The sequence below is a fragment of the Rhizobium sp. NFR03 genome (assembly GCF_900111275.1).
Lineage (GTDB): Bacteria > Pseudomonadota > Alphaproteobacteria > Rhizobiales > Rhizobiaceae > Ferranicluibacter.
Window position 1 is genome coordinate 75,515 of the sequence record NZ_FOGR01000003.1, and the last position, 24,744, is coordinate 100,258.

The window sequence follows — 24,744 nt, forward strand, 5'->3', positions numbered from 1 at the left end:
GGCTTTGCGTCCAAACGGCTCGAAAGGCAAGCCTTAATTGCGAATCTCGTTGAGCGTGTCAGCGCCGTGATGTTCGGCGAGCGCGTTCAATTCGGCAAGGCGACGGCGGTACTCGGCTTCGGAGATCGCACCGGACGCGCGACGGGCCGAGAGCGCGCTCAGCCGCGTCGATACGCTGGCGGCCTCTTCGTTTGTCATTTGCGGTGCCGCAGCGGAAAGCCTGCCTTCGATGCGCGGATAGACGTCGGTCGGCACCGGGCGGGCCATCGTGGAGGTGTAGACCGGCGTGCGATCGGCCTGGGGAGTCGTGCAGCCGACGGCGGTGGCGCCAAGCGCGCTGATCGCCGCAATGCGCAGCATCGAATGTCCCGACAGCAATTTCATGGCATCCCTCTATAACCCGGATCGTGCGGCGGTTGCCGATTTGCGTGGCGCTTCCCGGCCCCGCATGGCAACATCCGCTGGCACTTGTAGTGATATTCCGGCAGAATGTAAAAAGCCAAAACAAAGAGATATGGCGGGAGGATCTGGTGGGAGACGACAAGACGACCGGCAACGGCGGACGCGCTTTTCCGGGTTTCGATCCCAAAGCGGTCGAAGCCTATCTCATCAAGGATCCCGAGACCCTGACCGTCAACCTTGCCCGTTCGCTGGAGCATGTTGGCAAGGCGGCGTCCGCATGGCTCGCACCGCGGGAAAGCGGCGAGAAGATCGACACGATCGCCGATCCCATGACGGATCTCGTGAAGACCCTCTCCAAGGTTTCCGAATACTGGATGTCGGATCCGCGCCGGTCGTTCGAGGCGCAGACGCATCTGATGACCAGCATGATGGGCATGTGGACTCGGAGCCTGCAGAAGGTCAGCGGCGTGGAAACGCCTGTCGAGCGGCCGAGCGACAAACGCTTCGCCGACCCGGACTGGGTCACCAATCCCTTCTTCGACATGCTGCGACAGGCCTATCTCGTTCTGTCGGACTGGGCGGAAAAGATGGTGACGCAGACGGAGGGGCTGGATGAGCATACGCGCCACAAGGCCGCATTCTATGTTCGGCAGGTCACCGAGGCTCTCTCTCCCTCGAACTTCATCGCAACCAATCCGCAACTCTATCGCGAGACGGTGGCCGCCAACGGCGCCAATCTCGTCAACGGCATGCGGATGCTCGCCGAAGACATCCTCTCCGGCAAAGGCGATCTGCGCCTGCGTCAGAGCGATACGAGCAAGTTTGCAATTGGCGAGAACATTGCGCTGACGCCGGGCAAGGTGCTGGCGCAGAGTGATGTCTGTCAGGTCATCCAGTACGATGCCACGACCGAAACGGTCCTGAAGCGCCCTCTCCTCATCTGCCCGCCCTGGATCAACAAATTCTACGTTCTGGACCTGAACCCTCAGAAATCCTTCATCAAATGGGCGGTGGATCAGGGGCACACCGTCTTCGTCATTTCCTGGGTGAACCCGGACGAGCGTCATGCGGCCAAGGACTGGGAGTCCTACGCGCGCGAAGGCATCGATTTCGCCCTCGATACGGTGAAGCAGGCGACGGGCGAAGATGAGGTCAACGCCGTGGGTTACTGCGTGGGTGGCACGCTCCTCTCGGCCACACTGGCGCTTCACGCGCAGGAGGGTGACCAGCGCATCCGATCCGCAACGCTTTTTACGACACAGGTCGATTTTACCCACGCGGGCGATCTCAAGGTCTTCGTCGACGAAGACCAGATCTCGCAGATCGAAAAGCGCATGAGCGAGAAGGGCTACCTCGAAGGATCGAGCATGGCGCTCGCGTTCAACATGCTGCGCGCATCCGACCTGATCTGGCCCTATTTCGTCAACAATTACCTGAAGGGCGTCGAACCCTCGGCTTTCGACCTTCTCTACTGGAACGCCGATTCGACACGGATGCCGGCTGCGAACCACTCGTTCTACCTGCGCAATTGCTATCTCGAGAACAAACTCAGCCGCGGAGAGATGATGCTCGCGGGCAAGACGCTCTCCCTGAAGGACGTGACGATCCCGATCTACAATCTCGCAGCGCGCGAAGATCACATCGCACCGGCGAAATCGGTCTTTCTCGGCAGCAGCGCCTTCGGCGGCGAGGTCACCTTCGTGCTCTCCGGCTCGGGGCATATCGCCGGGGTGGTCAATCCGCCCGACAAGCGCAAGTATCAGTTCTGGACAGGTGGTGCTCCGGTTGGCGAACTGGAAGACTGGATTGCGAATGCCGAGGAAACGCAAGGCTCGTGGTGGCCCAACTGGCACGACTGGGTGGCGTCGCTCGATGGCGAGCGGGTTCCCGCCCGGCGAACGGGCGGCGCGATGAACTCGCTCGAGGAAGCTCCGGGCTCCTATGTCAGGGTTCGCGCCTGAGCGACCGTCGGTTGCGCGGCGGCCGTGCACATATTTGCTGAACTTCAACCCTCTGAGCTGTGGTTTTACCATCCCGTTCATTGCCGACATCCGCCCTTGCCTCTAGCATAAGCGGCAGGTCGGCCTCACGGTTCGGCATGACATCCCCGGGAGGCATCCCCATGTGGGATCCAGAACGCAAAAGACGCTAGACAGGCAAGCAGGAAGAATCGGGCTATGGTCAACTATATCGAAGCGGCGGCCGCGCCCACACGGAATACCGGGGTCATCCGGCTTCACACGGCAGAGGATTTCGAAGGCATGCGGCGGGCCTGCCTCATCACGGCCCGCTGTCTCGATGCGCTTGTCGATGTCGTCAAGCCGGGTGTCACCACGGATGCCATCGACCGTTTCGTTTTCGATTTCGGCATGGAGAACGGAGTTCTCCCCGCGACGCTAAACTATCGCGGCTATACCAGATCTTCCTGCACGTCGATCAACCACGTCGTCTGCCACGGCATTCCAAACGACAAGCCGCTGCGCGAAGGCGATATCGTCAATATCGACGTGACCTATGTGGTGGGCGGGTGGCATGGCGATTCGAGCCGGATGTATCCCGTCGGCGAGATCAAGCGCGCAGCACAGCGGCTTCTCGAGGTGACGCATGAGTGCCTGATGCGCGGCATCGCGGCGGTAAAGCCCGGCGCGCGAATCGGCGCAATCGGAGAGGCTATCCAGACCTTCGCCGAGGCAGAGCGTTGCTCCGTGGTGCGGGATTTCTGCGGCCATGGTGTCGGGCGGCTCTTCCATGACGCACCGAACATACTGCATTATGGGCGCGCCAGTGACGGACCCGAGATGCGCGAAGGCATGATCTTCACCATCGAGCCCATGATCAATCTCGGCAGGCCGCATGTGAAGGTGCTGGCCGATGGCTGGACGGCGGTCACGCGCGACCGCTCGCTGTCGGCTCAGTACGAGCACGCCGTCGGTGTGACTGCGGATGGCTGCGAGATCTTCACGCTCTCTCCCGCCGGTCTCGACCGTCCCGGCCTCCCGGCGGCGTGATGGGGGCCAAACCTCCCTTTGATCCCGATGCCGAAGCGCAGGAGCCTGCGGACGAACGCGGCTTCTTTGCCGACCAGCCAGCGCGCACCACGCCTGCGGCCAAGCAGAGATCGTCGACAGCGAAACCGCCTGTCAAAGATGCTGACGAGGCGCACTATCACGGACACCGCGACAGGCTGAGAAGCCGTTACCGGGACAATGGCGATACGGCGCTCGCCGATTACGAACTCCTCGAACTCCTGCTGTTTCGCCTCATCCCGCGTCGCGATACCAAACCGATCGCGAAGGCACTTCTCGACCGGTTCGGCACGCTCTCCGGCGTTCTCGGCGCTCCGCCCTCCCTGCTGCAGGAGGTGAAGGGAATTGGCGAGGCTGTCGCACTGGATCTGAAGCTTGTCTCAACCATCGCCCACCGCATGCTGAAGAGTGAGTTGCGGGGCAAGAAAGTGTTGTCGTCGTGGTCTCAGGTGATCGAGTATTGCCACGCCGCCATGGCCAACGAGACTCGCGAGCAGTTCCGGATTCTGTTCCTCGACAAGCGCAACGCCCTCATCGCAGATGAAGTGCAGCAGACCGGCACCATCGACCACACGCCCGTCTACCCCCGGGAGGTCGTCAAGCGCGCGCTGGAGCTTTCGGCGACCGCCGTCATTCTCGTGCACAACCATCCCTCGGGCGATCCGACGCCATCGCGGGCCGACATCGATATGACGAAGACGATCATCGATACGGCCAAACCGCTCGGCGTCACCGTCCATGACCACATCATCATCGGCCGCGACGGCCATGCGAGCCTTCGGGGACTGCGGCTGATCTAGCTGGTTTCCCGGCTGCGGCCGCCCAAACTCGCGCAAGGCTTGCCGCCCTGTCGGTTTCCGGCCATTTTGCGTCGTTCACACAGTCTCCATGATTGACCTATAGGGCATTGACGCGCGACATTTGCCGCAACGCACAACGATTCATCATCATATCGGAAACACTCCATGATGCAGTATGACCTCATCGTCGTCGGCAGCGGCCCCGCCGGCCGTCGCGCCGCCATTCAGGCCGCAAAGCTCGGCAAGAAAGTGGTCGTGATTGAGCAGGGAAAACGTGTCGGAGGTGTTTCCGTACACACCGGAACGATCCCTTCGAAGACGATGCGCGAGACCGCGCTGAACCTCTCCGGCTGGCGTGAACGCGGCTTTTATGGCCGCGCCTATCGCGTCAAGGAGCAGATCAGCGCGGAAGACCTGCGCCGGCGCCTGCTCATCACGCTCGACCACGAGGTCGAGGTTCTCGAACACCAGTTTGCGCGTAACCGCGTGCAGCATATCCGTGGACGCGCCAGCTTTGTCGACGCCACCACCATGCAGATCGTCAAGGAAGACGGCGAAGTCGTGCAGGTCACCGGCACAAGCATTCTTCTAGCTGTAGGAACCAAGCCCTTCCGGCCCGACTACATTCCCTTCGACGGCAAAACCGTCCTCGATAGCGACGAGCTTCTCGACATCGAAGAGCTGCCGCGCTCCATGGCTGTTATCGGCGCCGGCGTTATCGGCATTGAATATGCAACCATCTTCAGCGCGCTCGATACGGCCGTGACGATTATCGATCCGAAATCGACCATGCTCGACTTCATCGACAAGGAGATCGTGGAAGACTTCACCTACCAGCTCCGTGACCGCAACATGAAGCTTCATCTCGGCCAGAAGGCCGACAAAGTCGAGCGACTGCCCGACGGCAAGTGCCAGATCACGCTGGACAGCGGACGGGTCATCATCTGCGAGATGGTGCTATTTGCCGCCGGGCGCATGGGGGCAACCGAGTCTCTGAACCTTGCAGCGGCCGGCCTGCAGGCCGACACGCGCGGACGGCTCAGCGTCAATCCGGAAACATTCCAGACCTCCGTGCCCAACATCTACGCCGCAGGCGACGTCATCGGCTTTCCGAGTCTCGCCTCAACCTCCATGGAACAGGGCCGGATCGCTGCACGCGTGGCCGTCGGCGCCATTGCCAAGGAGCCACCGAAGTTCTTCCCCTACGGCATCTACGCCGTTCCCGAAATCTCGACCTGCGGACTGACCGAGGAAGAGGTAAAGACCCGTGGCATCCCTTACGAGTGCGGCATCGCACGTTTCCGCGAGACGTCGCGCGGGCACATCATGGGTCTCGATTCGGGCCTCCTGAAGCTGATCTTCTCGCTCAAGACCCGCCGCCTTCTTGGCATCCACATTGTCGGCGAAGGTGCGACCGAACTCGTCCATATCGGCCAGGCCGTTCTCAACCTGAAGGGCACGGTTGAATATTTCGTCGAGAATACCTTCAACTATCCGACACTCGCGGAAGCTTACAAGATCGCCGGCCTCGATGCATGGAACCGCATGGGCGACCTGAAGGGCAGCGAGCACTAAACCGGGAAGCGCCGGCTGCAGACCACGAGGCTCTGATCTGCCTGCTCCGACCTTCTCCCCGCCAGCGGGGCGAAGGAACGTCCCGCTAGCGTTCGAGCTATCCAACTGCCTTTTTGTCAGAACAAAAAACCCCGCCGGCGAAACCGGCGGGGTTTTTCAGTATCCAATCCAGGCGTCGATTACTCGGCGGCGCTGTCGTCCGCAGCCTTCTTCTTGGAAGAAGCCTTCTTCTTCGGAGCAGCAGCTTCGGCGGTTTCCTCGCCTTCGGTGGCTTCAGCCTTGGCAGCCGACTTCTTCTTGGCGGACTTCTTGGCCGGCTTGTCGTCGCCGTCCTCGTCTTCCGCCATCAGCTCTTCCTTGCTGACCGTCTTATCGGTCACGCTGACTTCCGAGAGAAGGTGATCGACGACCTTTTCTTCGAAGAGCGGAGCGCGCAGCGACGCGGCAGCACCCGGGGTCTTCTGGAAGTAGTCGATGATCTGCTTTTCCTGACCGGGGAACTGGCGCAGCTGATCGAACAGCGAGCGCTGCATTTCTTCGTCGGTTACGGTAACACCGGCCTTTTCGCCGATTTCCGACAGGACGAGACCAAGGCGAACGCGGCGTTCGGCGAGCTTGCGGTATTCGACGCGAGCTTCTTCTTCCGTAGTTTCTTCATCGGCAAAGGTCTTGCCGGCCTGTTCCAGATCGGTGTTGATCTGGCGCCAGATGTTGTCGAACTCGGCATCGACGAGACGCTGCGGGGTGTCGAACTGGTACATTTCGTCCAGCTGGTCGAGCATCTGACGCTTGACCTTCTGGCGGGTCATCGAGCCGTACTGGCTCTCGATCTGACCGCGCACGATTTCCTTCAGCTTGTCAGCCGATTCGACGCCGAGCTTTGTTGCCAGTTCATCATTGATCTCGACGGTGCCGGGTGCTGCGACCGACTTGACCTTGATGTCGAAGGTGGCTTCCTTGCCAGCAAGGTTTGCTGCCGGATATTCGGCCGGGAACGTGACGGTGATCGTCTTTTCGTCGCCTGTCGAGGCGCCGACCAGCTGCTCTTCGAAGCCCGGGATGAAGCGGTTGGAACCGAGAACCAGCTCCGCGTCTTCGTCCTTGCCGCCGTCGAAGGCTTCGCCATCGACCTTGCCGAGATAGTCGATCGTGACGCGGTCGCCGTTTTCGGCTGCACCGGTCTTGTCTTCGAAGGTGCGCGCGCTTTCGGCGATGCGCATGATCTGCTCGGTGACCTCATCCTCGGCAATATCGACCACTTCGCGGGTGATCTTGATGCCACTGACGTCCTTCAGCTCGATAGCGGGAATGACTTCGTAGGCGAGCGTGAATTCGAAATCGGCTTCGGCGCTCAGGATCTTTTCGGCTTCTGCCTCGTCCTCGGTCATCGCCACTTCCGGCTGGGTCGCAGACTTTTCGCCGCGCTCCGACAGGATCTCGGTGGGCTTGTCGCGAACCAGCTCGTTGACGAGCTCGGCCATGATCGACTTGCCATACATCTTCTTGAGATGTGCAACCGGTACCTTGCCCGGACGGAAGCCGTTGATCTTGACCTTGTCCTTGGCATCGGCGAGGCGCTCATTCATGCGCGCCTGCATGTCCTTTGCCGGGATGACGACCTTGAGTTCGCGCTTCAGCCCATCCGCGAGCGTTTCGATAACCTGCATGTTCCAACCTTCATTTCACGTTGACAGGGCTCTGCCATTGAATGCTTCAGGCGAGCCGATCCGATTGCCGGGAGTGGCTTTACGCAAATAGAACGCCGCTTTGCAAGCAAAACAGCGCTGCCGCCGGGTCTATAACGACCCATTCGTCCATCTGGTGCGGGTAGAGAGACTTGAACTCCCACGCCTTACGGCACCAGAACCTAAATCTGGCGTGTCTACCAATTTCACCATACCCGCGTTCAGAAGCGGCTGCCTGGTCTCTACGGATGAGCGGAAATAACGAAATTCCTGCCGCAACCGGGTCCAAGCCTTCCCGAGCGCGGCGTCTCTATAACACCCGTTCCCTGGGGATCAAAGGGAAAATGCGGTTTTTCCGGCGATCGCACGTAGCGACGGCGAGACATTCGTCGGATGCTCCCGTCAGCTTGCGTTACCGCCTATCGGCAAGGTTTGCGCCCGCCGCATGGGTGCGATGCAGCAGACACCCTGCCTCTAATCGATTTGATTGGCTATATCAGTGTCATGACAACGCGCCGGTGAGAAATGCCGGCACTTCCAGAAAAGGAAACCGGACATGAACATCACCCGCTCTTTCTCCACATGGCGCAAGTATCGTCAGACCGTTTCGGAACTCGGCCGCATGAGCGATCGTGAACTGAACGATCTCGGCATCGGCCGCGGCGACATCCGCAGCGTTGCGCGCAAGGCTGTCCTCTAAGCCTGCACCCCGCGAGACAATCGACGTGAAGCGCCTCCCGGCTTAGCCGGGAGGCGTTTTTCGTTCGTGGATCGTGCAGATAACGCGCTACGACCGGATGCTTCGCAACGCGAATTTCTTGAGCTGCAAAATTGGTCAGACAGATCGTATGCGTGCAAAATGAGCAGGCATCTGCACAAATGCATGGCAGCTGCACAGTCTTTGCACTGCCCCTTCTCAAAACATGGGCGTATAAGAAGCGTCAACGAGATGGCTGAAACGAATGCCTCTCACCATGATACCGAAGGATAAGACCATGAACCCTATTCGCATCGCCAAGAGCTGGATCAACTACCGCCGCACCGTCGCCGAACTCGGCAACCTGTCGAACCACGCACTGTCGGACATCGGCATCACGCGTTTCGATATTCGCAACATTGCTTCGCGCTCCTACCGCTAATCGGCGGTTTTCGAGACGGTATGCCAACGGCGCTCTTCGGGGCGCCGTTTTTGTTTGCAGCAGGTGTGAGCATTCACGGCGGCACACGTGATGTGCCTGCCCTTCCGGGCGGAGCCGTTTTGCTCTATGAACGCGCCATGACGAAGCACAATTCCTATTCTCCCATTCATGTCATCGGTGGTGGCCTTGCAGGCAGTGAAGCCGCCTGGCAGATCGCTCAATCCGGTATCCCGGTTATCCTGCACGAGATGCGTGGCGTACGCGAAACCGAAGCGCACAAGACGGATCACCTCGCGGAACTGGTCTGCTCGAACTCCTTCCGCTCGGACGACGCGACCAGCAACGCCGTGGGCGTGCTACATGCGGAAATGCGTCTTGCGGGCTCGTTGATCATGGCCTGTGCCGACCGTCATCAGGTGCCCGCGGGCGGCGCGCTCGCGGTCGATCGCGAAGGTTTTTCGGCAGCGGTGACGCAGGCCATCGGCGACCATCCTCTGATCGAGCTGACGCGTGAGGAAGTCTCCGCGCTGCCGCCCGAATCCTGGGATCTCGCCATTATCGCAACGGGCCCCCTTACCGCACCCGCGCTCGCGGAAGCGATCCAGGCGCAAACCGGCGCGGACGCACTTGCCTTTTTCGACGCCATCGCGCCTATCATCCATACCGAGACGATCGACATGGATGTGTGCTGGTTCCAGTCGCGATATGACAAGGTCGGCCCCGGCGGCACCGGCAAGGACTATATCAACTGCCCCATGGACGAGGAGCAGTACAACGCCTTCGTCGATGCGCTGATCGCCGGAGACCGGATCGGCTTCAAGGAATGGGAAGGGACGCCCTATTTCGACGGCTGCCTGCCGATCGAAGTCATGGCCGAGCGGGGACGCGAAACGCTTCGACATGGTCCGATGAAGCCAATGGGGCTGACCAATGCGCACAACCCGACAGTCAAGCCCTATGCCGTCGTGCAGCTTCGGCAGGATAACGCGCTTGGCACGCTCTACAACATGGTCGGATTCCAGACGAAGTTGAAATACGGCGCGCAGGCCGACATCATCCGCATGATACCGGGACTCGAGCGTGCAGAATTCGCGCGCCTTGGCGGTCTGCACCGCAACACCTACCTGAACTCGCCGACCCTACTCGATCGTTCTCTGACCCTGAAGTCCCGGCCGGGACTGCGCTTCGCGGGGCAGATCACCGGATGCGAGGGCTATGTGGAGAGCGCGAGCATCGGGCTCCTGGCTGGTCGGTTCGCGGCAGCGGAGCGAAAAGGAGATGCCGTGCATCTTCCGCCGCCAACCACCGCGTTCGGCGCACTTCTCGGACACATCACCGGCGGGCATATCGTCTCGGACGAAGAGCCGGGCAAGCGCTCCTTTCAGCCGATGAACGTGAATTTCGGCCTATTCCCGCCGCTCGATCCCGGCGCGATCGTCAAGCCGGAGGGCGTGAAGCGGTTTCGTGGCAAGGACAAGGCCATCGTCAAGAAGAACCTCGTCGCGAACAGAGCTCTCGCGGATTGCGCCGTGTGGCTTGGGCAGGAGACCGGACTGCTTCGGTCAGCCTGAGTTTGCCCTTCCAAGTACGACCGTGCATTCGGCTCAGGGGCTGAAGCTGCCGAGAATCCAGAGGGAGACCTCGGCAGCCGTTTCCGCGTTTGCAAACTCGTAGGTTCCATCAAAGGTCGCCGTGTCGTTGAACGACAGCGTCAAGCCGCGGCCACTCTGGGCATGAGTGATCCGTACCTTGCCGGGGACGATCAGGTGGCAGAGATAGTGTCGTCCCTGCGATAACACGATGCCCGCTTTTCCGTCGTGAAGCCGCACGAAGAAGGCTTGGCCGTCGGCCGTCGGGTGGATGGCCCGGATCGCCTCGTTGGGGAAGGCGCGCCCGAAATCAAGAATGGCCTGCCCTTCGTCCGGTTCCGACAGATATTCAGCCTCCTGACGCTTCATGCGCTGGTAGATATAAGCCGCTGCTAAGAGCGATGCGGCGACGGCAAACCACGATATCATCGCATCTTCCCGATCTCCGGCATTGATGTGCCGGTCATGTCACGTAGCGGCTTCATCTCAAAAGCCTGTCAGAACCAAAGAGCATCGATGCACTTTGTCTCGTGCAAGCCGCTGGTCTCTCGAGCAAGCCGATGGGTAATCCCGTAGCGGCTGCGGCTTGCGTGGATGTGCCGAAATCTACCAGCGACCGCTCTGGGCTGCCCGCCACATCCACCACTGCCGCCGCCATTGCGGTGGAACGATGGAGTGCTCGAAAATATCGGCACCCGACGTCTCCGCGCGCTTGAATACCTTTTCGGCAAGTGCCACGCCTGCGAAGGCTGGACGGTTCTGCCGCGAGATGCTTTGCGATACCGCGCGTGCTTTGCCGAGATGCTCCCGCCCGAGGCCGGCCAGAGCCTGCACCGCGCGGGTGACCGCCGCACGATCCTCTGCACTCAGGAAAGATGCCCGGTCAAGGCCCGTGGCTGCGATAAGGTCGGCCGGGAAATAGACCTGGCCGCGCTGCCGATGAATCGGGGCAAGCATAAGGAGCCCGGCAATCGTCTGTGCAACCCCGGCATGGCCCGCAGCATCGGCCGAACTGCGCGCGGTTTCCGGATCGAGGATGAGGCAGGCGAGCTGGATCAGGGCCGAAGCGGTTTCCCCTGCATAACCTTCCAGCGCGCTCCGACTCTCCATCGGGTCGTCATAGAGATCGAAGACACGCGCATCGATCATGTCGAGCAGGACGCCGATCGGCAGATGTGCAGCGCGTATCGTGTGCAGCAAGGCTTCGGCGAGCGGATTTCCATCCGCCTTGGCGCCTGTCGTATCCTCCAGCGCGTCGCGCCACCATTGTAACCGGATCTCACCGGGAAGTGGTTCTCGCACGACATCGCGAACACGGGCGATCTCGGCGTGAAAAGCGTAAAGTGCAGCCAGCTGCCCCTGCTTTTCGGGCGGCGCCAACAGGCAGGCGAGATAGCGATCACGATCGCTCTCGCGCAGCGCGGCAAGGCTCGCGGAAAAATCTGGTATGCCGGGTACGGTGTCAGGATTGGCGCTATCGGACATGGGAATCGTTCGCGTCACACGGCGATGAGAGCGGCGGCGACGTTACGCTCCTCGGCCAGCATGATGTTATAGGTCCGAACCGCTGCACCTGTGCTCATCGGGTCTGATGAAATGGAGTGACTGCGGAAGGCCGTTTTCACGTCACCCGAAAGTGGCCGGATGTTTACGCCGGTGCCGACAAGGATGACCTCGATGTCAACAGCTTCTGCGATAACGCGATCGAAATCGGCTGCCGTCAAAGGCTCGCCTTCTTCCTTTTCCCAGCCGTAGATTCCCGAGGGAAGCAGCAGGAGCGAGCCGCGATGCGACATGCCGGCAAAGCGGAAACCGCCATTGCCGTAGGCATCGATAGGCGCCCGGCCGGGGAAATGGGCATTGCGAACTTCGATCGGTCGACGCATCAGGCTGCTCCCTGCATGTCGCGTGCGCGGGCGCGGGCACGCTTCAGCCGGAACAGGATGAGCACCGGCCCAGCGACATAAATGGAGGAGAAGGTCGCTACGGCTACCCCGAACATCAAGACGACGGCAAAGGGACGGATCGTATCGCTGCCGAAGAGGCTCAGCGCCGCCAAAGCCAGAAGCGTCGTCGCACCCGTCAACACGGTGCGCGACAGCGTCTGGTTGATGGCGGTGTCGATCAGGATTGGCAGAGGCATGCGCGGGAACCGGTTCAGGTTCTCACGGATACGGTCATAGACGATGACGGTGTCGTTCAGCGAATAGCCGACGATGGTCAACAGCGCTGCCACGCTCGTCAGATTGAACTCCATGCCGGTCACGACGAAAAGCCCGATCGTCAGAATGACGTCGTGCAGTGTTGCGACAATGGCGCCCGCAGCGAACTGCCATTCGTAGCGAGCCCAGATGTAGAGAAGAATGCCAAGCAGCGAGATGGCGACACCGATCGAGGCGGAACGCGTGAGGGTTTCCGAGACCGTGGGACCGACGACCTCGACACGACGGAGTTCGTAAGCACTGTCGAGCTCGTCGCGAATGAGAATAACGGCCGTCTGCTCGGCGTTCTCCCCGCCATCGCGGGACTGAACGCGGATGACGGCATCACGTGGCGAACCATAGGGTTCGACCGCGATGTCCCCGAGATTGAGCTCATCGAGACGCGCGCGAATATCGCCAATATTGGCATTGCCCTCGCGTGCCTGGACCTCGATGACCGAACCGCCCGAGAAGTCGATACCGAGATTGATGCCGAACAGACCGAAGAGCACGACGGTGAGGATCGAAAGGGCTGCCGTGACCGAGAAAACGTAGCGGCGCGCCGCCATGAAGCGGAACGAGAGGTGATCGAATATCGCCGTCTTGATGCCGCGGGGCAAGCGCTTGCGCGGACGGCGGCGCTGCCATGCCTCCAGCATCACGCGGGTCAGTGTGAAGGCTGTGAAGAGCGTAGTGACGATACCGATGGCGAGCGTGACGGCAAAGCCGCGAATAGAGCCGCTGCCAAGATAAAGGAGAATGATCGCGGCGATCAACGTGGTGATATTGGCGTCCACAATAGCGCCGAAGGCGCGGGCGAAGCCGAGCTGGATCGCCTGGCGGAAGTCGCGGCCGGCGGCTGCCTCCTCGCGGAAGCGCTCGAAAATGAGAACGTTGGAGTCCACCGCCATGCCGATCGTCAGCACGATGCCAGCGAGCCCGGGGAGCGTCAGCGGCAAGCCGGTCGCGGTGAGAACGGCGACGATCATGACCACATTGAGCACGACCGCGATGCTGGCCACGACGCCGAAGCGTCCATAGAAGCCGACCATGAAGGCGATGATGACGACCGTGCCGACTGCGCCGGCGATCAGCATGGAATCGATACTGTCGGAACCGCGGCCTGCGCCGATCGTGCGCTCCTCGGCAACAGAGATCGATGCCGGGAGGGCGCCGGCCCGCAGGACCAGGGCGAGATCCTGAGCGCCCTCGGGCGTCATATCGGCGGCAAGCCGCATGCGGCCGTCGGTAACGGCGTCGCGAATAAGAGGCGTCGCAATGACTGCTCCGTCGAGAACAACGGCCATGGTGGTACCGGCAACCACCTTGGTGGCCTCTGCAAAGCGGCGCGCACCATCCTCGGTGAAAACAAGATCGACCACCGGCGCGCCATTCTGCGCGTCCGTCGTGGCTGTCGCGTCCGCGATATCCGCCGTTGTCACCACAGGCTGGCGGCGTACGAGCGTGGCAACCGGCGGATCTTCCGCAGAATAAAGAACCTCGGAGCCTGCCGGCGGCGCGCCGGTCACGGCTTGCTCGACGGTCGAGGACATATCGGCGATGCGGAAGGAGAATTCCCCGCCCTGCCCCAAAACCGTCTTCAGCTGTTCGGAATCGTAAAGCCCCGGAACCTGCACGACGATTCGGTCGGCGCCCTGACGCCCCAGGCGCGGTGCAACCACGCCAAGTTCCACGAGGCGCCGTTCAAGCACGGCGATGCTGTCGGTGACCGCATCCGCAAGGCGTGCATCGATGCCTTCTGCCGTCAGAGCAAGCCGCGACTGGCCATCGGACGTGCCGACGAAGCGCAGCTCGCTGACGGCCTTGCTGCCGCGGCCGCGATCGACAGCGCCGGTGAGCGGCGCCATGACTTGCGGCAGGCTTTCCGCCTTTGCAGCATCCTGAAGAGAGAAAGTGATTTCCTCACCCGTCCCTGAAAGATCGGTGTAGGCGAGATTGGCATTGCGCAGCTGTGCCGCGACGGCATCGGTTGCGGCTTGCAGGCGCGTATGCGTTACATCATCGCGCTCCACTTTGAGCACGATCCGCGAGCCACCGGAAAGATCCAGCCCAAGCGCAACCTGGCGGGCTGGAACCCAGTCCGGCAGGCTATCGAGAAGCGAACGTGGCAACACGTTCGGCAGGGCCACGACGAGGCTCGCGAGAACGACGAGCCATACGAGGATAGTTCCCCAGCGTGAGGTTTGCGGCATGACGCTCCCGGCGCTTCGCAGTGGATCGATCGGATCGTCGTCTCTTGCCGCAAGCGGCCCGTTATTCCTTGACGGGCTCGCCCTTGACGCGGACTTCGGTCACACCACTCCGTACCACACGAATCTTGATGCCGTCAGCAATTTCCACTTCGAGTTCACCGTCATCGATGACCTTCGTAACCTTGCCGACGATGCCGCCGCCGGTGACGACCTGATCGCCACGGCGGATGTTCTTCAGCAGTTCCTCACGACGCTTCAAGGCCGTGCGCTGCGGACGGATGATCAGGAAGTACATCACGACGAAGATCAGCAGGAACGGCAGGATGGACATGAGAATGTCCGCGCTGCCGGCGCCGGTTGCACCTGGCGTCTGCGCGAAAGCTTCCGTAATGAACATCGATCACTCCTCAAATAACAACAATTGCAGCCGGTGGGCGGAACGCCCTATCGCGGAATGGCCGCACTATAAGAATGGCCGCTGCGATTGCAACGCGCCGAACCCTGCCTCTCGCATAGTTTATCCTGCCGCAGAAGGACTTTTCGGCCGTCGAGTGACCTTTCCCCAGACTAAGACGCGTGTTAGCGCAGCCGATACAGGTGCGGGCGCGCCTGACAGTACAGCGGAGAAGAGGAGACCGACATGAGCGAAGCGACAATCGAACGGCTGATGGAAGAGGTTCGACGGCTGTCTGCGGCGGTCGAGCGCATTGCCGGCCCCGCACCCGCGGTGAACGATCTCGACGCGGCGGAGTGCTTCGTCTGGGCGCCTTCGCGAAGCCACCTGCAGCCTGTCGCGCGACCGAACCGCATCGACCTCGCCCTCATCCAGAGCGTCGATCATGTCAGGGACATCCTTCTCGACAATACGCTGCGGTTTGCAGAAGGTTTTCCAGCGAACAACGTCCTTCTCTGGGGCGCGCGGGGTATGGGCAAGTCTTCGCTCGTGAAATCCGTTCATGCTGCCGTCATCCAGCGGACGGGTGTTGCGCTGAAGCTGGTGGAAGTGCATCGCGAGGATATCGCCACCCTGCCCCAGCTGATGGATATCCTTAAAGCCTCATCCGCTTCCTTCATCGTCTTTTGCGATGACCTGTCGTTCGACCATGACGACACGTCGTATAAGTCGCTCAAAGCCGTGCTGGATGGCGGCATCGAAGGACGTCCGGGCAATGTGCTTCTCTACGCGACCTCGAACCGCCGCCACCTGCTGCCTCGCGACATGATGGAGAACGAGCGCTCGACGGCAATCAACCCTTCGGAGGCGGTGGAGGAAAAAGTTTCGTTGTCAGATCGCTTCGGCCTGTGGCTGGGCTTCTACAAGTGCAGCCAGGAAGACTATCTCGCAATGATAGATGCCTATGCGCAGCATTTCGCGATCGCTATTTCCCGGACAGACCTCCATGCGCAGGCGCTCGAATGGAGCACGACGCGTGGAGGGCGTTCGGGTCGCGTTGCCTGGCAATTCATTCAGGACCTTGCAGGACGCACCCGCACGCGGATCGGGGACTGCGAAAGCAGTGCCTCGACGCAGTAGGCGCGCCGCCCCGAACAGCAAAAACCCCGGCATGCCGGGGTTTTTGCTCATTCGCATTCGCTGGCCGGATACCTACTATTCCAGGTAGGTTGCCGGATTGACGGCCGTCGCATTCTTGCGGACTTCGAAGTGCACCTGAGGCTGGCTTGCGGTGCCGCTCATGCCGGACGCTGCGAGTGTCTGCCCGCGCTGGATCTTCTGGCCGCGCTGGACCTTCAGCTCCGAAGCGTTGCCATAGACCGTGACAGTGCCGTCGTCGTGGCGCACGAGGACCGCGTTTCCGAGTTCCTTGAGGCTGCTGCCGGAATAGATGACCACACCGTTTTCGGCTGCCTTGATCGGCGTTCCCTCAGGTACCGAGATGTTGATGCCGTCATTGCGGTTGCCTTCGACATTGGCGCCGTAACCGGCGACGACGGCACCGCGGACCGGCCAGCGATACTTGCTGATCCCGGTGGCCTTGGGAGCGTCCGAACCATCGTCCTTGGCGGCGACTTCGTTGACCGACTGCTTTGCCACGGCCGGCGTATATTCCGTCGGCTTCGTGACTTCGGCCTTTGCCTGCTCCACCTTCGCCGTCTTCGGCTCGGCCTTCGGGGCAACACCCTTCGGAGCGACGGATGCCGTGGTCACCTCATCCGTGCCGGGCTGGGTGGCATTCCGGGCAACCGATGCCGTCTTCGGGAGCTTCAAAGCCTGACCGACACGAATGGCGCCGCTCGTCAGGCCGTTTTCCGCGCGAAGCTGATCGACGGAGACGCCGTTTGCCTTCGCGATACGATTTAGCGAATCGCCAGCCTTGACCGTGTATGTACCGGCCTTGTCGCCCTCACCAGCCACCGGCTGCTTGCCGGCAGTGGTACCGTTCGCGGTCGAGCCCTTTTCGCGGCTCTGCGTCTGCGTCGGCAGGATGGCAACGTCGCGGTTTTCCGGCAGAACAGGCTTGTTCTTCTGCTTGTCGACATCGAGAGCCGTCGCAGCCTGGGAAGCCGACGCCTTGGCAGCGCTACCGGCTGCTCCATAGGTGGGGATCAGAATGCGCTGACCCGGCTCGGCGTCGGAGCCGCGCTTCAGGCCGTTTGCCTTCAGAATTTCCTTTTCCGGCACACCGAAGCGGGTTGCAAGCGATGCCGTCGTATCACCCTGACGCATCAGCACGGCCGGCGCATTGACGGTAGACCAGCCGCTGGATGTACGAACAGTCGCCGTGTTGACCGGATCCGGCGCAGCCAGTGCGGGCGTCCTTGGGCGTGCAGAAGACGTTTCCGACGGAAAGGGCTGAGCGCTCGGGCGACGGGTCGGTTCGGCCGTCGGTTCAGCAAGCGTCGTGCGCTGAACGTTCATCGGCGTCGAGGCAACACGTGTGCGAGACACGGGCGTCACATTGACCGGGTCGGGGAAAGACTGACTGACCGCCGCCTGACGGGTGTTCGACATCGGCGGCATGTTGCCGCTACCGTCGAGATCTCCGCGCGGAACCGGCACCGAAGCGCTGGGAATGGAATTGGTCGTCAGGTCGGACGAGCGCGAAAACAAGCCTCCGAACCGGGACGAGTCCGAACTGCAGCCACTCGCCGCGCTCGCCAGGAGAACGGCCACTCCCAGACGGATGACCGATTTATGAACAGATGACGATACACTCAAACGCATGACGCTTACCTACTTGGAACATAGCCCCGATGTAGGTTTATTAAAACGTATTAGAGTTACCGGCGGGTTAAGACCCGGTCATCCTTTATGGTTTTAACCTCGCCCATGACGATTGCCATCTGCGGAATCCACAGGCGGATCAAAAGCTTTCGCGGTAAAAACGCTCGATTTCCGAATGCTCGGCGCGGCTCTGGGTAACGTCCTCGTAAGAAACCGAGCCACTATCCCAACCGAACATGTCGCCGGTGATCATCACACCCGGCGCATCGCCGGCCTGATCAGACGGTGTCGGCTTCTCGCCATCCAGGAGCACATCGACAAGCGTTTGGAACCCGCCAACCGTATCAATCCCGGACTCATCCTCGTACTCCATGGAACGCAGCCCGGCGACGGCGGCGTCGCGGGTACCGAAATAGCGCAGGCTATCCTGATCGTCCGGGCGCAGGTTGTCGTAATAGTCGATGAAGCCGCGGTAATAGGCCTTGTAGTCGCCGGTCTCGCCGTATTTTCCGAAAGCCTGATACTCGCGCGCGGCAAGCTGAGGGGAAAGTTTGTTGTTCCACTCGTCGCGTGTCAGCGGCGGATATTTCTCCTGTGCACGCTTCGTTCGCGAGAGGAAAAGCAACGTTTCCGCAGAAAGGGAGACGCGGGAGGACGGATCGTAATTGCCGCTGATGACGGCAGTGGGCGCCGATGCTTCACGGCTATCGACATCCGGCCGAACCTGGGGACGCGCGCCACGCTGTCCCGTATCATTGGTCGCGGTGATCGTCTTGCCTGCAATCTGCATGGACATGCTCCTTCCGCCTCAACGCCTTGGGAGCCTGCACCTCTGCAAAGCTCTGTGAGGTCTGCTTTGGGTTAGATCCCGAGGCTTGCACGAGGCTGGAGCAGGTTAACGCCCGGTTAACCCTTTGAAATAGCGGAAGTCTGATAAAGGTTTCCCGAATAGACGGAGCTGCCACACCGCTCACGCTGAAGGAATTTGAGTGATTCCAGGAGAGCACCGAGATAATGACGCGTCTCGTTGTCACAAGAACCCGAAATGCCTTGGCGCAACAGGCCTTAGAGGAAAGCCGCCATTTTCGGGACGATCGGCAGGTATGGCGCCTCGAACAGATCCTCGCGGTCGAAGCGGCTTCCTGTCCGCGTGAGGCGCACCATACGGCACTCAGTTTCGCTCACCATGATAGGCACCAGCAGCACACCGCCTGACACAAGGTGATCAGAGAACACGCGCGGCAGGCTGTCGAAAGCTGTCGTCACGAGGATACGGTCGAAGGTTCCCTCTCCGGCGAGGCCTGCATTGCCGTCTGCCTGCCGGACGATGACGTTGCGGATGCCGGCTTTGTCGAGGCTCGCCTGCGCGTTCGTCACGAGCGTCTTGTAGCGCTCGTAGCTCAGGACACGCTCGGCAATCCGCCCCATGACAGCGGCCGTGAAGCCGCTGCCGGTACCGATCTCCAGAATACGCTGCCCAGGCTTGACGCCAAGCGCATGGAGGGCGCGCACCGCAAAGTCGAAACCTTCCATGAAAGACCCGCAATCGAGCGGAACCATACGGGAGGAAAGCGCCTCCTTCTGGTAGGGTGCAGGCGCAAACAGGGTGCGGGGCGTCTCCTCGACGGCGTTCAGCAGGCCCTTGTTGGTGATGCCTTCCGCGCGGAGACGTAGCACCAGCGCGGCAAAACCTTCCTGCTCCAGCAATCGCGTCGCCATCCACCCGTCCCCCTCCTTCGGCAACGCGGCTCCCGGTCAGGAACCGCGTTACGCGCGCATCAACGCGCTGCTTCGATCCGCGTCAGTCCGCCCATGTAGGGCTGGAGGACGTCGGGCACGGTCACCGAGCCATCCTCGTTCAGGTAGTTCTCCATGACCGCGATCAGCGCGCGGCCAACGGCGGTTCCCGAACCATTCAGCGTATGGACGAATTTCAGTGCCTTGTCGTCTTTCGAGCGGTAACGCGCATTCATGCGCCGGCCCTGGAAATCACCGCAGACGGAGCAGGATGAGACCTCGCGGAACGTGTTCTGACCCGGTAGCCAGACTTCGAGATCGTAGGTCTTGCGGGCACCAAAGCCCATATCGCCCGTGCAGAGCGTCAGCACCCGGTAGTGCAGGCCTAGACGCTTCAGAACCTCCTCGGCGCAGGCGGTCATCCGCTCGTGCTCGTCGATAGACGTCTCGGCATCGGTGATCGAAACGAGTTCGCATTTCCAGAACTGGTGCTGGCGCAGCATGCCGCGGGTGTCGCGCCCCGCAGAGCCTGCCTCCGACCGGAAGGACGGCGTCAGCGCAGTGTAGCGCAGCGGCAGCTTGTCGCCGTCCACGATCTCCTCGCGGACGAGGTTGGTCAGGGTTACCTCGGCTGTCGGAATCAGCCAGCGGCCGTCCGTCGTGCGAAACAGGTCTTCGGCAAACTTCGGAAGCTGGCCTGTGCCGAACATCGCGTCATCGCGCACCATCAACGGCGAGGATACTTCCGTATAGCCGTGCTCGCTTGTGTGAAGATCGATCATGAACTGACCGAGCGCCCGCTCCATACGCGCCAGCGGTCCGGTCAACACCGTAAAGCGGGAGCCGGAAAGCTTGGCGGCGCGCTCGAAATCCATATAGCCAAGCGCTTCGCCTATTTCGAAATGCTCCAGCGCTTTATGGTTCCAGCCGGGACGCGCGCCAATGGTGCGGGCAACGGTGTTCGCATTCTCGTCCGCGCCGACGGGGACATCGTCCAGCGGAATATTGGGGAGGCGGGACAGGACGTCGAGAAGTTCCGCATCGATCGACCGCGTCTGGTCTTCGAGCGCCGGCATAGCGGTCTTGAGATCAGCCACCTCGGCCTTGAGGCGATCGGCAAGCTCGGTATTCTTCTGCGCCATCGCGGCGCCGATTTCCTTCGAGGCGGAATTGCGACGGGACTGAATGTCCTGAAGCGCCTGCACGAGGCCACGCCGTTTCTCGTCCAAGGCGATCAGGCTTGCCGCCTGGGCAGGGGCGCTGCGCTTTGCCAGTGCCGCGTCGAGAGCTTCGGGATTATCCCGCACCCATTTGATATCGAGCATCGATCAGTCTCCGGACGTGAGAGACCCGACATTCCGCAAATGACGCGGACGAAGACGCCAAGGACCTGCCGGGCCACGCAAGGAGACCGCGGGACCTCGTTTGGAGGATCAATCGGTCTTCTCGTCGGCTTCAGCTAGCTCACGCGACGCCGCATCTCTGGCGCGCTGGCGCTCGATGAGTCGGGCCGTATAGATGGAAATCTCGTAGAGAATGATCGCGGGGATCGCAAGGCCGATCTGGGAGACGGGATCCGGCGGCGTCAGAATGGCGGCTGCGACGAACGAAATGACGATTGCGTATTTCCGCTTGGCCGCCAGCGTATCCGCCGTCACGAAACCGACACGCGCCAGAAGCGTGGTGATGACCGGCAGCTGGAAGACAAGCCCGAAGGCGAAGATCAGCGACATGATCAGGCTGAGATATTCCGAGACCTTCGGCAGAAGCTGGATCGAGACCTCACCCTGCCCGCCTTCCTGCTGCATGTTCAGGAAGAACCACATGACCATCGGCGTGAAGAAGAAGTAGACAAGGGCTGCACCGAGCAGGAACAGCAGCGGCGACGCGATGAGAAAGGGAAGGAACGCGGCGCGTTCGTTTTTGTAGAGGCCGGGCGCGACGAACTTGTAGAGCTGCGTCGCGATCATCGGGAATGCGATGACCAGTGCACCGAACATCGCCACTTTGATCTGGGTGAAGAAAAACTCCTGCGGCGCCGTGTAGATCAGCCCCGCCGCACGGTGATCGAGACCTGCCCAGGACACGGCCCATTTATAGGGCTGCACGAGAACATTGAAAATCTGCTTTGCAAAGAAGAAGCACACCAGAAAGGCAACGAAGAAAGCGCCCACGGCCCAGATCAGGCGGGTCCGCAGTTCAATGAGATGGTCGAGAAGCGGCTGGGGCTTGTCTTCGATATCGGCGCTCATGCGTCGTCTCCGCTCTTCGGCGTCATCGGTATATCCATCGGCGCGTCGGCTTTCGCCGTCTTCTTCCGGCTCGCGATCTTCGCGCCGATCTCCGCAACATCGGCCTCGCCGACAGCCGCCGAAGCGCGCTTGCGTGACTTGGCGGTACCGGTGTCAATCACGGCCTTTACGGGTTTCTTGCGCGTAGAGGCGGCCGCATCCTCATTGACGGCGCCCGGCTCTGCCTTCACGGACCGCTTGCGGGACTTGGGCCCTACGGTCGCGTCGGCGGCAAGCGGAACACCGGATGAAACAGGCGCGGCAGGGGCAAGTGGCTTAACAGCGGCAAGCGGTGCGGACGTTACGGGCGTTACAGGAGCAGCGGCAACGGTATTCGGGGCGCTTCCTGCCGAAGCCGGGCGGCTCGCGGCAACAGAGCTCTGTTCGGCTGGAATCGCAACAGATGCCGCCATCTCCGGGGATGGCGGGATGTCTGAGGCGACGGAGGCCGGCTTCTCATCCGGGCGGGTCGCCTTCTGAAGATCGGCCTTGATATCGTTGCCCATCTGGCGAAGCGGGTTCATGGCTTCACGGAGACTGTTTGCAGGATTGAGCTTTTGAGCATCGCTCAGTGTCTTGCGCACATCGTCGAGATCCGCCTCGCGCAGGGCTTCATCGAATTGATGACGGAAATCGGCAGCCATGCCACGCATCTTCGACATCATCTTGCCGAAGGTCCGGAGCATCGGCGGAAGGTCCTTAGGGCCAACGACGATAATCAGGACGATGGCGATGACAACAAGCTCGGTCCAGCCGACGTCAAGCATACTCAGGAACTCCGGACATCATGATAGGGCGCGCGGCGCACGCTGCGCGCCCAGACTGCCTGATCAGCGCACTTCGTCGGATTTATGTTCGACAGTCCGCGGGTCGATGGGCGCACCCTTGTCGTAAGGACCCTTTTCATAACCGGGCTTGTCGTAACCGGGCTTATCCGCGACGTCGGCTTCATCGTCGGTCATGCCCTTCTTGAAGCTCTTGATGCCTTTGGCGACATCACCCATCAATTCGGGGATCTTGCCGCGACCAAAGAGCAGCAGAACGACCACGAGCACGATGAGCCAGTGCCAGATACTGAATGAACCCATTCTCTTAAAACTCCCTGCAAATCCGACAAACACACCTCGGATGGCCTGCCTGCGCTGTTCCACTGTCTCAAGCCGTCAAGCCGGCGTCACCGCCCTGCCCCGACCCCTGGTCTCTGTCGGCCGGCGCGATTCTCCGCGAAGAAACGTCAGCCTGCTTTTCCGGCAAAGATCTAAAGGAAACGGTGATGTCACGCAATGCTCACGCCGTTCAATCCAGCGAGAGCGTCTACCTGCTTATCATGGTGAATATCAGGCAGGCTCATCGCCGATCGGTGGAAGGAGACCGAGCTCCTCCAGATCGAGGGCGGTAATCGGGTCTTCGTCCGCCGACAGGTCCTCGTCGCCGGATGGCAGCGGCACATGGAAGTTGGGTGGTATACGGCCGGCAAGGAGGCCCGCCCCCTTCAGTTCTTCCAGTCCCGGCAGGTCGCGCAGCTCCTCGAGGCCGAAATGGTCGAGAAAGTCACGCGTGGTCGCGAATGTCACCGGGCGACCGGGCGTCCGTCGGCGACCGCGAAATCGGACCCATCCGGCTTCCATCAGGACGTCCAGCGTACCCTTGGATGTCTGCACGCCGCGGATGTCCTCGATCTCGGCGCGGGTGACGGGCTGGTGATAGGCAATGACGGAAAGGATTTCGAGCGCCGCGCGCGACAGTTTTCGCACCTCCGGCGCGTCGGACGACAGGGCGAAGGAGAGATCGGCTGCCGTGCGGAATGCCCAGTGGTCCTCCACCTGAACGAGGTTGACGCCACGTGGCGCGTAGAAGGCCTTCAACCCAAGCATGATGCTGCGAACATCCGTGCCACCCGGCAGGCGCTGTGCGAGATAGGTCTCCGACACGGGCTGAGCCGAAGCGAAGACCAGCGCCTCGGCGATTCGTTGCAGCTCATCGGCCCGGTGTGCATCGTCTCTCTCGCGAACGAGGATGCCGTCTTCGCGGACTTCAGCCATTGCGCGCTTCCAGTTCTGCGATCTCGTCCTCTGTCATCGGGTTATCGCCGAGCCGGACATAGATGGGCGCGAAGGCTGCCGCCTGGCGGATTTCCAGCCGACCCTCCCGCACCATTTCCAGCGAGGCAGCAAAAGCACTGGCAACAGCGCTGACCCGCTGGCGGGGATCGCCGACGTACCGCAACAGAAAATCGTCGAGAGCCGTCCAGTCCGACAAGCCGCCCATCAGCCGCGCGAGAATAAGGCGGGCATCGGCAAGCGACCAGACCTGCCGGCGCTCGATCGTCACCTGCATTACCGCCTCGCGCTGGCGCAGACTCGCATAGGCCTGAAGGAGATCGTAGAGCGAGGCCTCGAAAGCGGACGTCCGTTCAACGGGTATATGCTCCGGCGCACCACGCGCGAAGACGTCGCGACCGAGCCGATTGCGGTTGACGAGCCGCGTTGCGGCGTCCCGCATGGCCTCCAGCCGCTTCAGCCGGAAGGCCAGTGCCGAGGCCATTTCCTCACCCGACGGCCCGTCGTCCTTGTGCGGCTGGGGGATGAGGAGACGGGACTTCAGGAAGGCGAGCCAAGCTGCCATGACAAGATAATCGGCTGCCAGCTCCAGCCGGATCGAGCGGGCGCTCTCGATGAAAGCGATATACTGCTCGGCAAGCGCCAGTACGGAGATCCGCGACAGATCGACCTTCTGGTTGCGCGCCAGGTGCAGCAACAGATCCAGCGGACCTTCGAAGCCGGCGATATCCACCACCAGTTCCGCCTCGTGCAGCGCCCGCTCGTCGGCCTGCCAGTGCGCATCCATTGGCACATCACCGGGCGCGCGTTCGCGACCATCGGCCGGGCTCATCCGGCGATGT

24 protein-coding genes and 1 tRNA gene are annotated in these 24,744 nt (G+C 61.4%); 8 read left to right on the top strand and 17 right to left on the bottom strand.

All coding sequences use genetic code 11. From position 1 onward, the window contains the following. Positions 1-33: 33 nt before the first annotated feature. Complete coding sequence (locus tag BSG19_RS10095; RefSeq protein ID WP_244529193.1) at positions 34-384, bottom strand: SHOCT domain-containing protein; 351 nt, start codon at positions 382-384, stop codon at positions 34-36. 146 nt (positions 385-530) lie between these two features. On the opposite strand from BSG19_RS10095, the gene phaC reads away from it, so the two are divergent. From phaC to sthA, 4 genes are all read left to right on the top strand, one after another. Beyond that, positions 531-2,363, top strand: a complete 1,833-nt coding sequence (phaC, locus tag BSG19_RS10100) for a PHA/PHB synthase family protein (RefSeq protein WP_092987580.1) — start codon at positions 531-533, stop codon at positions 2,361-2,363. A gap of 216 nt (positions 2,364-2,579) precedes the next feature. Then, positions 2,580-3,410 (top strand): type I methionyl aminopeptidase, encoded by an 831-nt coding sequence (gene map / locus BSG19_RS10105; RefSeq protein WP_092987582.1) that lies wholly within the window; start codon positions 2,580-2,582, stop codon positions 3,408-3,410. After that, positions 3,410-4,228 carry a RadC family protein gene (radC, locus tag BSG19_RS10110; RefSeq protein ID WP_092987584.1) on the top strand — a complete coding sequence of 273 codons (819 nt, stop codon included), beginning with the start codon at positions 3,410-3,412 and terminating at the stop codon, positions 4,226-4,228. The genes map and radC overlap by 1 nt, the downstream gene beginning before the upstream one ends. Positions 4,229-4,393: 165 nt before the next feature. Further along, positions 4,394-5,803 carry a Si-specific NAD(P)(+) transhydrogenase gene (gene sthA / locus BSG19_RS10115; protein WP_092987586.1) on the top strand — a complete coding sequence of 470 codons (1,410 nt, stop codon included), beginning with the start codon at positions 4,394-4,396 and terminating at the stop codon, positions 5,801-5,803. Between the two features lie 179 nt (positions 5,804-5,982). On the opposite strand, the gene tig is transcribed toward sthA, so the two are convergent. Beyond that, positions 5,983-7,470, bottom strand: coding sequence for a trigger factor (gene tig / locus BSG19_RS10120; RefSeq protein ID WP_092987588.1), 1,488 nt, complete (start codon positions 7,468-7,470; stop codon positions 5,983-5,985). 152 nt (positions 7,471-7,622) lie between these two features. Then, positions 7,623-7,707 (bottom strand) — tRNA-Leu (locus tag BSG19_RS10125). Between the two features lie 337 nt (positions 7,708-8,044). On the opposite strand from BSG19_RS10125, the gene BSG19_RS10130 reads away from it, so the two are divergent. From BSG19_RS10130 to trmFO, 3 genes are all read left to right on the top strand, one after another. Next, complete coding sequence (locus BSG19_RS10130) at positions 8,045-8,188, top strand: DUF1127 domain-containing protein (RefSeq protein ID WP_092987589.1); 144 nt, start codon at positions 8,045-8,047, stop codon at positions 8,186-8,188. 295 nt (positions 8,189-8,483) lie between these two features. After that, positions 8,484-8,627 (top strand): DUF1127 domain-containing protein, encoded by a 144-nt coding sequence (locus BSG19_RS10135; RefSeq protein WP_082477357.1) that lies wholly within the window; start codon positions 8,484-8,486, stop codon positions 8,625-8,627. Between the two features lie 137 nt (positions 8,628-8,764). Then, complete coding sequence (trmFO, locus tag BSG19_RS10140; RefSeq protein ID WP_092988428.1) at positions 8,765-10,198, top strand: methylenetetrahydrofolate--tRNA-(uracil(54)-C(5))-methyltransferase (FADH(2)-oxidizing) TrmFO; 1,434 nt, start codon at positions 8,765-8,767, stop codon at positions 10,196-10,198. A 33-nt stretch (positions 10,199-10,231) separates the two neighbouring features. Here the strand turns inward: trmFO and BSG19_RS10145 are convergent, their stop codons facing one another. From BSG19_RS10145 to yajC, 5 genes are all read right to left on the bottom strand, one after another. Further along, on the bottom strand, positions 10,232-10,645 hold the full coding sequence (locus BSG19_RS10145) for a hypothetical protein (protein WP_092987591.1): 414 nt from the start codon (positions 10,643-10,645) through the stop codon (positions 10,232-10,234). Positions 10,646-10,822: 177 nt separating this feature from the next. Beyond that, a complete protein-coding gene (locus tag BSG19_RS10150; RefSeq protein ID WP_092987593.1) occupies positions 10,823-11,701 on the bottom strand; it encodes a phytoene/squalene synthase family protein in 879 nt (292 codons plus the stop codon). Positions 11,702-11,715: 14 nt separating this feature from the next. Further along, positions 11,716-12,102: an Mth938-like domain-containing protein gene (locus BSG19_RS10155; RefSeq protein ID WP_092987595.1), complete on the bottom strand. Its 387-nt coding sequence runs from the start codon at positions 12,100-12,102 to the stop codon at positions 11,716-11,718. Beyond that, positions 12,102-14,630, bottom strand: coding sequence for a protein translocase subunit SecD (gene secD / locus BSG19_RS10160; protein WP_092987597.1), 2,529 nt, complete (start codon positions 14,628-14,630; stop codon positions 12,102-12,104). Before secD ends, BSG19_RS10155 begins: the two co-directional genes overlap by 1 nt. A 61-nt stretch (positions 14,631-14,691) precedes the next feature. Then, positions 14,692-15,027, bottom strand: coding sequence for a preprotein translocase subunit YajC (gene yajC, locus BSG19_RS10165; protein ID WP_092987599.1), 336 nt, complete (start codon positions 15,025-15,027; stop codon positions 14,692-14,694). A gap of 243 nt (positions 15,028-15,270) precedes the next feature. Here yajC and BSG19_RS10170 point away from each other — a divergent pair, with 243 nt between their 5' ends. Next, complete coding sequence (locus BSG19_RS10170) at positions 15,271-16,164, top strand: ATP-binding protein (protein WP_092987601.1); 894 nt, start codon at positions 15,271-15,273, stop codon at positions 16,162-16,164. Between the two features lie 75 nt (positions 16,165-16,239). Here BSG19_RS10170 and BSG19_RS10175 read toward each other — a convergent pair whose 3' ends face one another. The 9 genes from BSG19_RS10175 to BSG19_RS10215 form a co-directional block, all read right to left on the bottom strand. Continuing rightward, positions 16,240-17,814, bottom strand: coding sequence for a peptidoglycan DD-metalloendopeptidase family protein (locus BSG19_RS10175; RefSeq protein WP_092987604.1), 1,575 nt, complete (start codon positions 17,812-17,814; stop codon positions 16,240-16,242). A gap of 139 nt (positions 17,815-17,953) precedes the next feature. Further along, positions 17,954-18,610 (bottom strand): biotin biosynthesis protein BioC, encoded by a 657-nt coding sequence (locus BSG19_RS10180; RefSeq protein ID WP_244529194.1) that lies wholly within the window; start codon positions 18,608-18,610, stop codon positions 17,954-17,956. Positions 18,611-18,879: 269 nt separating this feature from the next. Then, complete coding sequence (locus BSG19_RS10185) at positions 18,880-19,533, bottom strand: protein-L-isoaspartate(D-aspartate) O-methyltransferase (RefSeq protein WP_092987606.1); 654 nt, start codon at positions 19,531-19,533, stop codon at positions 18,880-18,882. Between the two features lie 59 nt (positions 19,534-19,592). Beyond that, positions 19,593-20,876, bottom strand: coding sequence for a serine--tRNA ligase (gene serS / locus BSG19_RS10190; RefSeq protein WP_092987608.1), 1,284 nt, complete (start codon positions 20,874-20,876; stop codon positions 19,593-19,595). A 108-nt stretch (positions 20,877-20,984) separates the two neighbouring features. Continuing rightward, positions 20,985-21,803: a twin-arginine translocase subunit TatC gene (gene tatC / locus BSG19_RS10195; RefSeq protein ID WP_092987610.1), complete on the bottom strand. Its 819-nt coding sequence runs from the start codon at positions 21,801-21,803 to the stop codon at positions 20,985-20,987. Further along, positions 21,800-22,609 (bottom strand): Sec-independent protein translocase protein TatB, encoded by an 810-nt coding sequence (gene tatB, locus BSG19_RS10200; RefSeq protein ID WP_244529195.1) that lies wholly within the window; start codon positions 22,607-22,609, stop codon positions 21,800-21,802. Before tatB ends, tatC begins: the two co-directional genes overlap by 4 nt. 63 nt (positions 22,610-22,672) lie before the next feature. Further along, positions 22,673-22,930 carry a twin-arginine translocase TatA/TatE family subunit gene (locus BSG19_RS10205; RefSeq protein ID WP_092987612.1) on the bottom strand — a complete coding sequence of 86 codons (258 nt, stop codon included), beginning with the start codon at positions 22,928-22,930 and terminating at the stop codon, positions 22,673-22,675. A gap of 249 nt (positions 22,931-23,179) precedes the next feature. Beyond that, the gene (scpB, locus tag BSG19_RS10210; protein WP_092987613.1) at positions 23,180-23,884 is read right to left on the bottom strand and encodes an SMC-Scp complex subunit ScpB; all 705 of its coding nucleotides are present in this window, start codon (positions 23,882-23,884) and stop codon (positions 23,180-23,182) included. Further along, positions 23,877-24,734 carry a segregation and condensation protein A gene (locus tag BSG19_RS10215; RefSeq protein ID WP_170865923.1) on the bottom strand — a complete coding sequence of 286 codons (858 nt, stop codon included), beginning with the start codon at positions 24,732-24,734 and terminating at the stop codon, positions 23,877-23,879. Before BSG19_RS10215 ends, scpB begins: the two co-directional genes overlap by 8 nt. Positions 24,735-24,744 lie beyond the last annotated feature (10 nt).